The sequence below is a fragment of the Schwartzia succinivorans DSM 10502 genome, assembly GCF_900129225.1.
GTDB lineage: Bacteria > Bacillota > Negativicutes > Selenomonadales > Selenomonadaceae > Schwartzia > Schwartzia succinivorans.
In genome coordinates this window covers 279,426-294,887 of the sequence record NZ_FQUG01000002.1, presented here as the reverse complement: position 1 = coordinate 294,887, position 15,462 = coordinate 279,426, and the positions used below count along the sequence as shown (strand labels likewise).

General features: G+C 49.7%; 14 protein-coding genes. 2 read left to right on the top strand and 12 right to left on the bottom strand.

The features are described 5' to 3' along the window. Window positions 1-49 precede the first annotated feature (49 nt). The 12 genes from BUA83_RS01275 to BUA83_RS01220 form a co-directional block, all read right to left on the bottom strand. Window positions 50-349 (bottom strand): STAS domain-containing protein, encoded by a 300-nt coding sequence (locus BUA83_RS01275; protein WP_072934373.1) that lies wholly within the window; start codon window positions 347-349, stop codon window positions 50-52. Window positions 350-465: 116 nt separating this feature from the next. After that, window positions 466-1,317 carry a 16S rRNA (adenine(1518)-N(6)/adenine(1519)-N(6))-dimethyltransferase RsmA gene (gene rsmA, locus BUA83_RS01270; protein ID WP_072934680.1) on the bottom strand — a complete coding sequence of 284 codons (852 nt, stop codon included), beginning with the start codon at window positions 1,315-1,317 and terminating at the stop codon, window positions 466-468. 2 nt (window positions 1,318-1,319) lie between these two features. Then, window positions 1,320-1,871 carry a ribonuclease M5 gene (gene rnmV, locus BUA83_RS01265; RefSeq protein ID WP_072934372.1) on the bottom strand — a complete coding sequence of 184 codons (552 nt, stop codon included), beginning with the start codon at window positions 1,869-1,871 and terminating at the stop codon, window positions 1,320-1,322. A 9-nt stretch (window positions 1,872-1,880) separates the two neighbouring features. Continuing rightward, window positions 1,881-2,558, bottom strand: a complete 678-nt coding sequence (locus tag BUA83_RS01260; protein ID WP_072934371.1) for a dTMP kinase — start codon at window positions 2,556-2,558, stop codon at window positions 1,881-1,883. A gap of 13 nt (window positions 2,559-2,571) precedes the next feature. Beyond that, window positions 2,572-4,029 (bottom strand): aminotransferase class I/II-fold pyridoxal phosphate-dependent enzyme, encoded by a 1,458-nt coding sequence (locus BUA83_RS01255; RefSeq protein ID WP_072934370.1) that lies wholly within the window; start codon window positions 4,027-4,029, stop codon window positions 2,572-2,574. After that, window positions 4,026-5,261 (bottom strand): sensor histidine kinase, encoded by a 1,236-nt coding sequence (locus BUA83_RS01250; protein WP_072934369.1) that lies wholly within the window; start codon window positions 5,259-5,261, stop codon window positions 4,026-4,028. The genes BUA83_RS01255 and BUA83_RS01250 overlap by 4 nt, the downstream gene beginning before the upstream one ends. A gap of 189 nt (window positions 5,262-5,450) precedes the next feature. Beyond that, window positions 5,451-5,786, bottom strand: a complete 336-nt coding sequence (locus BUA83_RS01245) for an STAS domain-containing protein (protein WP_072934368.1) — start codon at window positions 5,784-5,786, stop codon at window positions 5,451-5,453. 81 nt (window positions 5,787-5,867) lie between these two features. Beyond that, window positions 5,868-8,057, bottom strand: coding sequence for a SpoIIE family protein phosphatase (locus tag BUA83_RS01240; protein ID WP_072934367.1), 2,190 nt, complete (start codon window positions 8,055-8,057; stop codon window positions 5,868-5,870). Beyond that, complete coding sequence (locus BUA83_RS01235; protein WP_094756393.1) at window positions 8,054-8,488, bottom strand: ATP-binding protein; 435 nt, start codon at window positions 8,486-8,488, stop codon at window positions 8,054-8,056. The genes BUA83_RS01240 and BUA83_RS01235 overlap by 4 nt, the downstream gene beginning before the upstream one ends. A 41-nt stretch (window positions 8,489-8,529) precedes the next feature. Continuing rightward, entirely contained in the window at window positions 8,530-9,708 is a 1,179-nt protein-coding gene (locus BUA83_RS01230) for a type III PLP-dependent enzyme (protein ID WP_072934366.1), read from the bottom strand. A 161-nt stretch (window positions 9,709-9,869) separates the two neighbouring features. Next, on the bottom strand, window positions 9,870-12,005 hold the full coding sequence (locus BUA83_RS01225; RefSeq protein WP_072934365.1) for a hydantoinase/oxoprolinase family protein: 2,136 nt from the start codon (window positions 12,003-12,005) through the stop codon (window positions 9,870-9,872). Window positions 12,006-12,018: 13 nt separating this feature from the next. Then, a complete protein-coding gene (locus BUA83_RS01220; RefSeq protein WP_072934364.1) occupies window positions 12,019-13,392 on the bottom strand; it encodes a transporter in 1,374 nt (457 codons plus the stop codon). A gap of 144 nt (window positions 13,393-13,536) precedes the next feature. Here BUA83_RS01220 and BUA83_RS01215 point away from each other — a divergent pair, with 144 nt between their 5' ends. Beyond that, window positions 13,537-14,016: a nitrous oxide-stimulated promoter family protein gene (locus tag BUA83_RS01215; RefSeq protein ID WP_072934363.1), complete on the top strand. Its 480-nt coding sequence runs from the start codon at window positions 13,537-13,539 to the stop codon at window positions 14,014-14,016. 102 nt (window positions 14,017-14,118) lie between these two features. After that, window positions 14,119-15,399, top strand: a complete 1,281-nt coding sequence (locus BUA83_RS01210; RefSeq protein ID WP_072934362.1) for an L-cysteine desulfidase family protein — start codon at window positions 14,119-14,121, stop codon at window positions 15,397-15,399. Window positions 15,400-15,462 lie beyond the last annotated feature (63 nt).

Below are 15,462 nucleotides of genomic sequence, written 5' to 3'. Positions count from 1 at the left end.
TTCTCCTATACTCATCCGGCAGACATCAAAACGATTGTAGTTTTTCGTTTTAGTTTTCTATCTGAAGCAGTGAATCAAATCCGGTCATTGAGAAAACCTCCATGACACTCTCCTGCACATGACGCACGACGAGCTTCCCCTGCGCATTCATGCGCTTCTGTGCTCTCAGGAACATGCGAAGTCCTGAGGATGCAACGTAAGAGAGCTCAGCGCAGTCAACGATAAGAAGCGTCACATCCTTCGATACCGCATCCAGTGCCTTTTCAAAGTCAACGGCCGCGACTGTATCCAGACGCCCTGAAAGAAACATCGTAAGCTCTGTACCGTTTGTCTCCTGTTTTATGTCCATATTGAAACCCCTCTCGGATTTTTTGTTTGATATAAATATTATAATACTAGAAATATGCAAAAGTAAAAAGAGACGTGAAAAATATAAAAAATTTTCACGTCTCTTTTCTTAATACATTATTTTTCATTCAGTGCAGTTACTGCATCTGCCAAGGCGGCGAACTCACGAAGTGTAAGGGTTTCTCCGCGGCGTGTGCCGTCTACGCCCGCAGTGTTCAATACATTCTTTACATCGTCCTTGGATATTCCCACTCCTGTAAGCGCATTGCTAAGAGTTTTCCTGCGCTGCCCAAAGGATGCTTTAACAACGCGGAAGAACATTTTTTCATCCTTAACGTCCACAGGTGCTTCCTTCCTCACAACACAGTCCATAACAGCTGATTCAACGGCAGGAGCCGGCATGAAGCAGCGCGGCGGCACGTTAAGCGCAAATTCCGGCTGTGTATAATACTGAACGGCAACAGAAAGAGCACCGTAATCTTTTCCGCCCGGCTCGGCAATCATGCGCTCCGCCACTTCCTTCTGCACCATTGTAACGATTCTCGTTATTGGAAGCTTCTGTTCAAGCAGCGCCATGATAATCGGCGTCGTTATGTAGTAAGGAAGATTTGCGACCACCTTAAATGGCTCCTCTCCCATAAGTGCCGATATGTCTGTTTTCAGGATGTCTCCCGGAACTATGCGCACGTTGTCGTATTCTTTGAGTGTTTCAGCCAGGACAGCAGGCAGTTTTTTATCCAGCTCTACTGCTGTCACATCAGCACCTGCCTCTGCAAGTGCCTGGGTAAGTGTACCGATACCCGGGCCGATTTCCAATACACGGTCACCCGGTCCAATTTCGGCCGTTGCCACAATTCCATTGACTACTCCCGCATCAATAAGAAAATTCTGTCCAAGACGTTTGCTGGCGTGCAGGTTAAACGCCTTCAGTATGTGATTTGTAACTCCACGGTCTGCAATTCTTGGCATTTTCACTCCACATCGCCCCCTTTGTCCAGCGCGGCAACTGCCGCTTCGAATTCCTCACGTGTTACACCGTAGTGGTTGAGACGCTTCAAAAAGGTTTTTGCATTTGCCCAGCCAATCCCCAGTGCCGCTCCCAGCTTTGCCCTGCGGTCTGATGCTTCCGCTCCTCCGCTTAGGCGGTTGACTATCAGCTCAGTCATCGTGAAAATCTCTGTCGGATTCCACTGAAGTGTATGCACCTTTTCCAGTGCCTTTCGGATAGATTCCGGGGACGCCTGCTCCACACCCACATCATCATGGGCTGTTGCTTCTTCTCTTGGAATAAAAGCATGCTTGGCCTCCGGAAATCTTTTTGAAAGAAATCTGCGTATCCTTTCTCCGGCTCCGTCCGGATCAGTCAGAATTATTATGCCGCGCTTTTTATACGCCTCGGCAATATCATTGAGGGAGCGCTTACTAAGCGTAAAGCCTCCCGTTGTTATGCAGTCTGCCTCGACAGCCTTGTCAATGGCGACAACGTCCATTTTCCCTTCAACTACAAGAACTTCTTTTATCATACAAACTCCTTAAATATAATCGCGTACAGCGTTCCACACGTCTTCTGCAATCTCCTTGGGCGGACGGGGATTTACACCATCGCTGCATACAACATGCTTCCATCCGAATTTTTCTGCCGCGGCGCAGTAGGCTTCGTAGCAGCGGTGAAGATATGCCTTGTCTTTTTCGTGAATATCCTCGCTGACTCCTGTTTCCTTGGCCCGTGCCGCCAAAAGCTTGTCGCTCACGGCAGGTGCCATATCCAGAAAAACCACGCAGTCAGGGCGCGGCAGTCCAAGCTTTTCGTACTCAAGGTCCTGCAGCCACTCCGTGTACTTTTCACGCTCCGTTTCATCCTTCAGCTTGATTGCCTGATGAATGAGATTTGATGTCGTATATCTGTCAGACAGGATAATCGTGCCTGCCTCGTAATCCTTTTTCCATTTCATCCGATAGGACGCGTAACGGTCAACGGCGAAAAATGTAGATGCGGCATATGCGTCAACATCCTCTGCCTGCTTTCCGAATTTCCCGGAAAGATACATGCGGACAAGCACCGAGGACTCCGCTTCGTAATCAGGGAACTCTACACGTTTTACGTTTTTCCCCTCTGCATTCAGTTTTTCATAAAGAAGACGCGTCTGCGTTTCTTTTCCCGAGGCGTCTCCTGCCTCGATTATTATAAGCTTTCCTTTTTTATCTCCCATTCCTCTGCCTCCGTCAGCGAAGTACACGCAGTGTCTTGAGACTTGTATCCTGCGGTCCTGTAACACGCAGTCCAAGCGCTGCCGTTTCCTTTATGTAGTCAATCAATTCTCTTGTAATGCGTTCCCCCGGCAGAATAACCGGAATCCCGGGCGGGTAAAACGCGATTTCCTCAGCGCTAATCCGTCCCTCTGCCGCCTCGAATACAATACGCTCAGATTCACGGAACATTGCCTCGCGGGGTGTATATACCACGGCAGGAAGCGTTGTTGCCTGGAGAGGCACAGCCGGAGCCGCGTCTCCTTTTTTCTCTGTGCGCGAAAAATCCCTAAGCGCTTCAGTAAGCCTGTCAGCTGTTTCCTCCGTATCTGCCATGGACAGGATGAAAAGTACGTTTTTGGTATCTGCGAGCTCGCATTGAAGCTTATATTTCCATCGGAGAATCTGCTCCGCTTCGGCTCCTGTCATACCAAGCCCTGCCACCTGTACAGTCAGCTTCGCGGTATCCAGCGCCTCGGCTCCCGGTGCTCCCATGTATTCCTTCCCGAAGCACCACAGACCGTCCATGCGGTTGACCTCCGAGCGGACAATAGATGAGAGCCATACGGCACGTCCGACACGCTCCCGTCCCTCTGCCGCCATCTGATATCTCGCAATATCCAGCGATGCCATCAAAAGATAGTTCGGACTGGTTGAGGTCAAAAGGGACATCGTGCGGCGAACACGCTCAGGTTCAATCCTGCCGCCCTTCAAAAACAGCATTGAGGTCTGAGTCATCGAGCCAAGTGTCTTATGAGTGCTCTGCGCAACTAAATCCGCTCCGCAGGAAACAGCGTCCGGCGGAAGCGCCTCCGAAAAATGCAGATGCGCTCCATGAGCCTCATCAACAAGAACCGTCATTCCATGAGCATGCGCTGTTCTCACGATTGAAGAAAGGTCACACGCAACTCCGTAATATGTAGGATAAACGACTACAACAGCCTTTGCGGTTGGATGTCTGCGGATAGTTTCCTCCACACACTCTGTCGTGAGCCCCATGGCTATTCCAAGACGTTCATCAACTGTTGGCTGCATATAGACAGGACAGGCACCGGAAAGAACGATGCCTCCCATTATTGAGCGGTGCGCGTTTCTAGGTACCAGCACCTCATCCCCCGGAGAAAGCGCCGCCATAATCATGGTATGAATAGCGCCTGTTGTTCCGTTTACCATGAAGAATGCCGAATCAGCATCCCAAAGCTCAGCAGCAAGCTCCTCAGCCTCACGGATACAGCCCTCCGGATGATTCAGGTCATCAAGCTCGGCCATCAGTGAGACCTCCTGCTTCAGGCCTTCCTCAGTTATTAATTTTTTTAACAGCGGATCTGCCCCCAGCCCCTGTTTATGTCCCGGTGTATGAAAAGCAAGAGCGCCGCCGGCGGCATATGCTTCCATTGCAGCCGCCAGCGGCGCCCGCCGCTGTTCTTTTTTCATGCCTGCTTCCCCTGTTCATCCTTTAGTGCCTGCTGATTTTCCACCTTTAACGGGAAACGGATATGAACCCGCGTACCTTCTCCAGGCTTCGAGGTGACACTGAACTGAGCGCCTATTATAGTCGCACGCTCCTTCATTCCGAGAATACCGAAATGCTTCTTTTCAGCATCATCGCTCTTGTTCTGCTCCTCAAAGGCATCTACGTCAAAGCCCTTACCCTTATCCTCAATGAGGATGGAAACTGCGGCATCCGTATACAGCATGCGCAGCACGGCTTCCTTGACTCCGGAATGATGCAGCACGTTGTTCAGTGATTCCTGTACTATACGGAAAAGACCTGTCTTTACGTGTTCTTCAAGCTGAACCTCATCTCCGTCCACGGAGAAATGCACCACCAGCATATCTCTTTCACGAAATTTGCGGGAAACTGCCTGAAGTGCAGCCACAAGTCCAAGATCATCAAGAGACATTGGACGCATGTCGAAAATAATCTGACGGATATCCTTGAGACACTCCCGAAGATGCTTTCTCAGCTCCTTAAGGCTCATCTTTGCTTCGTCCTTGTCAATGTCCACAAGGCGTTCCACTATTGATGCTTCCAGCATGATATTCGCGACATCCTGAGCCGGTCCGTCATGAATCTCTCTTGAGACGCGCAGCCGCTCGTCCTCCTGGGCGCGGATTATTGCCGCACTCAGGTATTTATTTTTTGATGCCGCTTCAAGCTGCAGCACTACGTCGCTTATCTGCACACTAAGGTAGCTGAGCATTGAGCTTATTCTCATCGCCAGACGCTGTGCGGCTCCCACTGTTTTCTGCAGACGGGCAAGTCTGCGCTCCAGCTGATTGCGCTGATTCCTGAGCTGCTGCTCCTTTTCCCGTGCAATGCCAAGCTGAACCTGTACGTTCTTTACAGCCTCATAAGCCTCCTGTATCTTTTCCTCAGAATAATCGGAAAAGCTGGAGCTTACACGCACGAGCTTTTGTTTTTCCCGCTGCTCAAGCTGTACAAGTGCATCAACCTCATCAATGATTTCCCTCGTCTGCCGTTTTGCCGACTCAAGATTTTTCTTGCTCTGCTCCACTTCGGAATGCGCGGCTTCATAAACATCATAAAGCTGTGACTTGCTAACCTCTATTGATTTGACCATCGTATCCAGGATTCGTCGAAGAGACGGGTCTCCAAGCTCATCGAAGAGCTCCTCCTCCGGCAAATTCTCAAGCTCGGCCATTTAATACACTCCCTCAAAACAACATGCAAATATATGCATACTGCTGCAAGTTCTTTTACAACAGTCAGTCTGTCAAATGTAAAAGATAAAAAATAATTATGTAGATATTCTACATTATATAAAGCGGGAAAGCAAACTCTCCCGCTTTTCTACAGATAAAACGAAACGTATTCAGGACTTTGTAATGCCTCAAATTAATTCATCAACAGATTCCTTTGCCTTCAAAAGCACATCCATCCCGCTGTCCTCAAGCACAGCCTTGGGCATGCCATTAGCTCCGACCACCGTAAACTCCTTTGAGCTTTTACGTGCCAGCTTGTTCAGGCGGAGCATAGCACGGATTCCGGCGCTGGAAAGATATTCTACTCCCGACATGTCGAGGGCAGTCTTATCCGACTTCGCTATTATTTCCTCTCCGCGCTTATATACCTCATCAGCTGTCTTCAAATCAATACGGCTTCTGACCATCCAGACAGTCCAGCCGTTCTCCAGTTTTCTTTCTTCCTGTATCAGTTCTCCGGCCATCCTAAATTCCTCTCTTTCACACCGCTATTTGCAGTTGCAGAACAATTTTTGTTGGAGGCTCAAATATTTTTGCAACTATCATCACGCTCCAAGATATCTTATACCAAGCATCGTCACATCGTCCGAAGACTCCGCCTCACCTACGTGTTCGGCTACATCCGCACGGACTTCGGCAAGAATTGTCTCCGCATTTTTATCCGGTGTCGCCACGCGCCCAAGTGTTGCTTCAAGGCGCTCGTCTGTGTACAATTCTCCGTTTTCATTCATTGCCTCGGTTACGCCGTCTGTATATACGAAAAGCATGTCTCCAGGCTTCAGCGTGATTTTCCTTTCGTCGTAAACAGCATTTTCAACTGCGCCCACCATGTAATTTTTCTTTTCATCACTAAGTGAGCTCCATTCTGTGTGTCCGTCTTCGGTACGGCCTATATATGGTGCATTATGTCCGGCATTTACATAGGAAAATTCCCCTGTTTTTACGTCCAGAACCCCGAAAAACACCGTGACAAACATCATTTCTTCATTATTTTCGCAGAGTTGACGGTTCGATATTTCCATCATGTGTCCCAGGTCAGCTGCCTGCCCCATGGAAAGGGCCGCGTTTTTCAGAATAGTTTTCGAGATAACCATGAATAGCGACGCAGGAACACCTTTGCCTGAAACATCGGCAATAGTCAAAGCCAGATGATCGTCATCAAGGCTGTAGAAATCATAGAAATCTCCGCCCACCTCACGTGCGGGCTCCATGCTGGCAAAGAGGTCAAAATGAGGGTTGTTTGAAAACTTCGGGAAAATCTGAGGCAGCATACCCTCCTGTATTCCCTGTGCCAGTGAAAGCTCCGTAGCAATACGTTCCTTATCCGCAGTTGCCGTCGCAAGATTATCCATGTATTTTTTCAGGTCATCGGTCATTTCATTGACGCTGTCGGCGAGACCTTCTATCTCATCCCCTGTTTTTATATCCAGCTTCCTGTCTAGATTACCCTTTGCGATGTCCTTTACCCCGGCAGAAAGTGCAAGAACCGGCTCAACAAAACGCCGCGCAGCCCTGCGGCTGACGTAGACAAGCACTGCCAGAATGAAAAGCATCAGCACAGCCATGCGGATAAAATTCCCAAAGAAAAAATCATCCAGAACGGCAGCGAATTTTTTCGCCTCGCTCATGACAGTGTGTCTTATCTCCTTTGCAGGGCCGACCACTGCGTCACGTTTGACCAGTGTGCCGAAGCTCCATCCTATGGAAGGCATTGGAGCGTATGCGAGATAATATTCTTCCCCGTCAACAGTAACCAGAGCAACATCCCGTTTGCCTGCGGCCATAGAAGCAGCCTCCATGGCCAGACTCTGCTCACCCGAAAGGCGCAGATCCGTGTCTGCAGATACCGCCAGCGTTCCCGTTTTCTGCGTAGATAATACTACACAGCCCTTCCGGTTCAGAGCGAAATTGATGCTGTCCTTTCCCATGTTTTTTTCCTGAACCAGTGCATAAAGAGAATCAAGCGGCGTGCTTATTCCTGCAACTCCGGCAAATTCACCGCCATCATAATACGGTGCGGCGCATGTAACCTCAAGGTCACCCTCTACCGACACATAAACATCTGTGACGACAGGTTTTCCTTTTTCTTTTGCGGCAATATACCACGGGCGTACCAACGCATTAAATTCACGTTTCAGATAAACATCGGGCAAATCCGCATGAGTATCTCCCTTCGAAAGGCCGTCCGCCCAAATCATATAGCCGTTCTCTGACGCAACGTAGCAGGAGGTATCTGTCTGATATTCCCGGGATATAAATTCCAGTATTTCAGCTATATTAGCTGCTGTACCAAGTTCCTTCTGAAGCAGCGGATCATAAGGAAATCTCTCAGCAAATCCCGTCGTCTTATAAACATAAGCAATATTTCCGGGGATTTTTTCTTCCGTCGGGGTCGTGAGCACCCGCGCCGGATAGGTTTCCTTATCCGACATAATCCCGGTCATGGACCGTGCAAGATTGTCCGCATCCTGCAAGATGCTCTTTACTATATGCTCAACGGTTTCGGCTTTATCCTCCGCCTCATCCGAGAGACGTTTTTTTGCCTGCCTTGCGGCAAAATCCTCTGTAAAGGACGCAACGGTCTCTCCCATGTTTCTTCCTGTTTCCAGTGAATCGGAACGGCTTTGGTAAAGGCTCACCAAGGAGACAGCGGAAATAACCAAAAAGGTTGCCAGTCCCGTTGCCAGCAGTAAAAATAAAATTCGTTTTTGGATTCCCATCTTTTTAATATTCATACAGAGAGCTCCATTGTCAGGTGATTTGACATCTTACCGAACATTTCCTCGTGCGTGTAGCTCACCGAGGCGAAAAACTGCTTCACGAGAAAAATGCCGTAGCCGCCCTCCTCCTGCTCCACCGACGGAACACCGTCAGTGGGACGCATATCCTCAGCAAGAGGATTAAAGGGTTTGCCGTGGTCGACAAATTCCAGCTTAAAGAAGCCGTCCTCCTTGGATGTCCGCACCCAAAGAGAGCCACCGTTTTCATATGCGTAGGAAATAATATTGACAGCAATCTCCTCTACTCCAAGCTCAAGAGTGTTCAAACGTTTTGCGCTCAGCCCCGCTTTTTCAGCATCCTTCAGAACATCATCGCGAAGCTCTTCATAAGCACTCATATCCGCGTTATACTGACGCCATCCTTCGATACAATTTTTGTCCGCCATATCAATTCCCCCAGCTAATCAGCTCCTGCCTTGAATAATACTCAGGCATAAGCCAGATGCTTTCGTACAGGCTCCATTCCTATTGCAAATATTTCCGGCTCATCCTCACGGTACACAGTCTGTGCAAAGGCAAAGCCGTTGAATGTAGTCGCGCTTGCCGTGGTATACGAGCCGCAGTTCGGGATAAGCATAAGGTCTCCGATGGAATGCCTTGGAAGCATCACATCGCGTTTTACAAAATCAATGGAATCACAGCTCGGCCCTAAGAGAGTTGTTTTTTGTGCTTCACCTTTATTAAAGGAGCATATCTCAAATTTCCAGTGGTCGTACATTGCTCCGGAAAAAGTTCCGTAAAGTCCTTCGTCAAGAACATACCACTGCTGCCCGTTCCGCACCTTTTCTCCGATAACCGACGTAACAAGATTCACCGCCGTACCGCAGATAAAGCGTCCCGGCTCGGACCATATGGAAACCCCGGAGAACAGCCGCTCAAGCTGCCGTGCCACCGCGTCCATTATATCCCCGGCATGAGGATCTGTTCCGTCCTCTCCCGGGATTGGAAAACCCCCGCCGATGTCCAGCATCGTGAGGTGCATCCCTGCCTTCTCCGCTTCATCAAAAAGACGGCGCGTAAGAAGCAATGCCTCAATATACGCCTCCGAGGAAAGTGACTGACTTCCTACATGAAAGGCAATTCCCACAGGACTGAGTCCTGCTTTTTTTGCCATGCTTAAAAGCTCTACAGCCTCAGAAGGGTCAGCCCCGAATTTCGCGTTCAAATCAACAAGTGCCTTTGCATTCTTTACACGGATACGCACCAAAACCTCTGCCCCCGGTACATGCTCTGCCATCTTTGCTATTTCACTCGCGTCATCAAAGATAAATTTCCGTACTCCGCACTGTGAGGCAGTTTTAAGTCCCCCGATTGTTTTCACCGGGTTTGCATAAATCATACGCTCTCCCGGCACGCCCATTTGGTGCAGAGTCTCAATCTCCCCTGCGGAGGCTGTATCAAAGGATGCCCCAAGCTCAACCATTGTATCAAGAATTTTTTGGGACGGATTTGCTTTCATGGCGTAAAAAACATTTACCATCGGCATGTGCTCCCGCATAAAGCGGTAATTATAAGCAACCTGTTCCAGCGACACCACAACGAAGGGCGTCGGATATTTTTTTGCGAGGCTGACCATTTCTTTTTCAGTGAGACGAAAGCTTTTCATAACACTCTCCCATTCCGCAGGACTCCCCGGCACTGCTTTTTGACGATGGACATCATGCCGGTTTGTCTTTATTTTGCGTTCATTGTACCCCCTGTGTTTCCTTTTGGCAATAGTATTTAAGCTATTTTAAAATCTCTCTGAAAATTTCATTTTGTTGTATTTCAAAGGACCGCAAGCACTGCTACAGGCTCATCCTTTTCCCTGCCGTCCATCTCCATATCAAGCACCTCATCTACCTGCTCACGTGTCGCAAGTCCCGAAAGGTCAAGCTGCTTTTCTCCATAATAGGCAAAGAGTGACGGCAGCTGACTGCCGACGGTGCCGTATTCCGTCGTTTCTTCAAGAAGGATATCAAGGCTTTCCTGCAATTTTTCCTTTGTTGAAAGAACCGCGCCTATTCCCTCGCGCTGCAGGCGCACAACGCCGTCTCTGTCAATAACACGCACGGCATGATGATATTTTTCAAAGCCGAAGGTCTTCGTGCTCCTGATTCCGTCAAAAATATGCCAGCGCCCGAGAGCTGCGATTTCCTGTACCTGTTCCGACGGAACACCTATTGATTTGGCTGCTGTCTCCAAAAGCTCCGCCTTACTTGGAAGAGTCCCGTTTTCCTTTCCCTGACGAAGCTCCGCTGCGCCTGTTGCAACAGCACGGAGGATATTTGCCTTCTGGTCTACCTCTACGGAGACCTCGACAGTTTCCTCCTTTGCTCCCGACTTCATAACTCGCTCTATTGCTTCACGCCGAATGGATTTTACATCCTCGCCCTTAGGCTGCACGACAGTACGCTCTACAGATTCCGTAACCATAGCCATCGCAACGCCTATAGTTGAAATAATGGGGGCATTTTTCACCTCCCGCCACGGCACACCCATGACCTTTCCCAGGTAAGGCACTATTACGCCGGCACTTCCTCCGCCTCCCGCAAGCATCACCGCATCCTTCGGTATTTCATAATCCTGCACGAGGGCATCCACTATAGCACGCACCTTTGATGCTGCAATATCCATCGCCTGTTTTGCAGCTTCCTCCGCGGATATTCCCAGCGCATCTCCAAGCACCCTCCACGCCGCCAGTGCGGCTTCTCTGTCTCCACTTGCGTAGTCTCCGTCAGGCACGCTGCCCAGAAGATTCGCTGCTCCCGCGAGAGTCAGTGACACGCGCCGTCCATCTGCGCCTTCTGCCGCCGCGAAAACCGGCTCATCATCCCCACATGGTGATATCAGGACAAGTCTCGGATTTTTCAGCTTAGGAGAAAAAACCTCGTAAGGAAGGCCTGCGATATGAGCGCTTCTCGGACCTGCATCGGTAATTTTCCCGTTTTCCACTCGTATCATACTTCCGCCGGCAACTCCCAGAGTTCTTACATCCAGAGAGCGAAGATACATCTTATGCCCGCCAAGCTCTCCCGACCTTACCATAACACGCCCGTCACGTACGGCAGAAATATCCGTAGATGTCCCCCCCGCCTCGAGAAAAATTCCGTTGGACAGTTTTTCATACATAAGAGCGCCTGCAACGCCTGCCGCAAGACCGGAAAGCATAGTAAGAATAGGGCGTCTTCTCACCTCATCGGCTGTCATTACCCCGCCGTCACAGCGCATTATCATAAGCGGTGCTCCGATATTTATGCGCTTGACACATTCCTCGGTCATGTCCGCCGTCTCCATCATACGTGGGATAAGACTTCCGTTTATTACAGCTGTGCGCGTTCTGACCTTGAGCCCGTATAGATGGGATACCTCGTGGCCGCCTGTCGACGGCAGTCCCTTCTCTCCTGCAAGCTCCATTACCAGCCTTTCCGACTCCGGATGGTCAACGCCAAAGGCCTCGCTGGCAACTATAACCGCAGCCCCTTTTTCAGCCAGCTCATCAATACGCCTTGAAATTTCCGCACGCATAGGCTCCGCCTCATCCGTCTCGATGAAAGCATGTGCCGTCCGCAAATACTTTCCCGGGGCAAGTGTAATGTCTCCCACATCCGTATCGGAGGCGGCACGTCCTGCGAAGAAACCGCTTCCCATGCCTATGACACCGACCTTCGCCACGTCGCCCTCCAAAAGAGCATTCGTTGCCTGAGTGGTGCCGTGGGCGATAAACACAACCTCCTCGGGAGCAATATTATTCTCCGTCAGAATATCTCTCAGGATTTCTATGATTCCTTCCGCGACGCCTTCCTTAGCGTCATGGGTTGTGGGGCGCTTCGCCTTTGCGATTATTTCCTGCGTTGCATCATCTATTGCCACGGCATCGGTAAAGGTACCGCCAACATCAATTCCGATTCTTACACGTCTCATGCTGCAGCCCTCCTCACCATTGTGTAAGTGTCACATAAAGAAGCATGACGCAGCACTCCAGCCACACGAAGGGCAGCATTCTTTTCAGCACATCATTGACATCGACATTTGCAAAACCGCTAAGCCACACATTCTGCGAGTTCGTCGGGTCAGCTCCCTGAATTGCTCCTACCGAAAGGAAAATACCGCAGAGCACTACTCCCGGAATCGTGCCAAGAGACACAAAAAGCACCGCGATTCCTGCCCCCATTCCGAACATGTTAAGCGGGCCGCGATAAAGTGCCGCAGGTGCAAGCACCGCAAAAAAGAAAAACAGTGCCCAGTGTGACTCAGGTACGACTGATTTCAGAAGAGGATTAAGTACCGCAGCAACCTGCGGATGCATAACAGACGCCACCAGCATGCCGATTCCCATGAACAGAAAAACAACTCCCGCCACATCCTTTATACCGTCAACCAGCGCTCCTGTAAAAACCTGTACCAGCTGCTCCGGCCTAACCACAACAGCCGCGTACAGAGACGCACAAATAAAACCGAAAACTGCCGCGGCAACGGGGTCCACCATTCCGTCCTCAGCCTTGCCGAAGCCGAATACAGCTTTTGAGCCGAACACAATAACAACCGGAATAAGCGGAGCAAGAAAAGCCGCTCCCGGAACAGATCTTTTTTCTTTGAGCAGCGAAGAAGGCTTCCGTCTGAGCGCACGTACAACAGCTCCGTACAAGCTGCACGGCAGAGAAATAATTCCCTTCAAAACTCCGATAATGAAATTCCCGAAGGAGCCGCTCCCCGGCTTACGCACATAAATAAACAGGTACGAAAGAAGCAGAAGAATCGACGCCGTGAACATCGGCAAATAGTATGACGGTATCACAGCTCCGCCAAAAATTCCAATCCAGATTCCATAGCTGGCAGTATTCGCCGCCAACCCTACCCCCATAGCCAAAAGCTGAAGAACTACCGCATCCACAGGTTTTATTCCTGCTCCCGTCATAATCGGTATAGCAATCGAACCCACCATTATCACCGCGCCAAGACCGCTTACTCCCAGGAACACGAATACCGTTGCAAGGGACATAACAAGCGCAATGGTCACAGGATGATCTCCTGCAAGCTCGGCAGCGGTCTTTATAAGTGCATCGGCAATTCCTGTCTTCATAATGACACGGGCGAACATCGCGCCGAAAATGACAACAGCCATGGCACTTCCCAGTTTCATTGCTCCGCCAAGCAGCACATTATTGAGATACACCGGCAGTGAAAGTCCCGACACAGCAGATACCCACGCCGCCATCAGTGGAAGCGCCAAAAGAGTCTGCAGCTTCTTGGTTGCCATAAGCGCCGCAAAAACAACAAATCCTAAAATTATCAACACACCTGTCGTCATATCAATACTCTCCTAATCACATTGTCTGACAATATATATTCGCACAAAAATCCCAAAATCCTTCCCCATTAAAAATCCTTGCTTTTCTTTCCTATTACAAGTAAAATTTACGTATATGCAAATTTTTTATAAGGGTGATATCCAATGAGTTTTTTATCGAATCTGATTCCGGAGCGCTTCCGCAAAAAGGAAAAGGACCCGGTCGAGGATCTGAAGCAAAATCTTCCGAAGGAAAAGGCTAACATAAAGCAGTCCTTCGCAACCTACTGCAACTCCAACCACGGCACAAAGGACGGCAAGCTCTGCCCGAAATGCAACGCTCTGCTCTCCATAATCTTCCCGAAGATGAACCGCTGCCGCTACGGTGTAACGAAGCCTGTCTGCGACAAATGCGACATGATGTGCTTCGGCGAAGGCCATAATGAAGCCTTCATGGAAATCATGGAAGGCTCCCGCAAAGGAATGCTTGTCCGCCATCCTGTAATGACGGTACGCCATAAGATTATGAAAATGGGCGTTGATTACGCTAAGCAGAAGCAGAACGAAGCCGCTGCCGAGAAGCTGGCAAGCAAGCGCAAGGCAAAAAAAGAAAAAAAAGCACGCAGAGAGAATGCCGACAAATAACGCGGCTGCACTCTTAAAGGCTGCCGGCCTCCTTCACACAGAGGGAGGCCTTTCGTATGTCCACCCAAAGAAGACAAATTCTATAGATAAAGGAGAGTTCCGGTGAAAAAAGACAATCATATCTATCAAACATATCTATCAATTCTTTCCAGGGAGCTTATTCCTGCAATGGGATGCACTGAACCGATTGCGATAGCATATGCCGCAGCAAAGGCGCGCTCAGTACTTGGCTGTATGCCGGATAAGCTGCATGTCGCGGCCAGCGGAAATATCATAAAAAATGTAAAGAGCGTCATCGTTCCCAACACCGAGGGAAGACGCGGTATAGAAGCAGCCTGTGCCGCAGGTGCCTTCATGGGTGACGAGGATGCCGCCCTTGAGGTTATAGCCCATACCACACAGGAGCAGCGTGCAGGTCTCGGCAGGTACATGGAGAAAACGGAAATTACCGTCAGCGCGGCTGAGACTAATCACGTCCTTGATATAATCGTCACTGCCTCTAAAGGAAATGATTCCGCTACTATACGCGTTGCAAACGAACACACCAACATCGTCCAAATCGAAAAGAACGGAGAAATTCTCCTTCACAAGGAAGCCGAAGAAAAAGCAGACCCGGGCAAGCCTGATTACGAATGCATGACCATTGAGGACATCTACGATTTTGCCACCACCGCAGACCTTAATGACGTGAAGGAGCTTCTCGACCGTCAGATTGAATACAATACAGCAATAGCAGACGAGGGGCTTCGCAAAAGCTATGGCGCAAATATAGGAAAGGTTCTCCTTAAAGCATACGGCAATGACGTACGCATACGAGCCCGTGCCCGCGCTGCCGCAGGCTCTGACGCCAGAATGAACGGCTGCGACATGCCTGTCGTAATCAATTCCGGCAGCGGCAATCAGGGAATGACAGTATCACTTCCAGTTATCGAATATGCAAAGGAACTGGGGTCAAGCAGGGAACAGCTTTACCGCGCGCTTTTGATATCTAATCTCGTTACACTCCACGAGAAGGAGGGCATAGGACGTCTTTCCGCCTACTGCGGAGCAGTCAGCGCAGGCGCTGGCGCTGGCGCCGGAATTGCCTACCTTGTAACAGACGGCGACTACAAATCAATCATACATACCATAGTAAACGCCCTCGCTATCACCTCAGGCATTGTCTGCGACGGTGCAAAGGCATCCTGTGCAGCAAAAATTTCTGCTGCCGTTGACGCCGGAATAATGGGATTTGAAATGTACCGAAATGGACAGCAGTTCTACGGTGGCGACGGACTCGTACTGAAGGGTGTAGAGAACACCATAAGAAACATCAGCCGCCTTGGCCGTATCGGCATGGCTGAAACAGACAAGGAAATCATCAAAATGATGGTCGGCGAGTAAATCGGACCCTTTGCAATTAAATCTGCAGACAAAAAAGACAGACACTAAAAAGTGTCTGTCTTT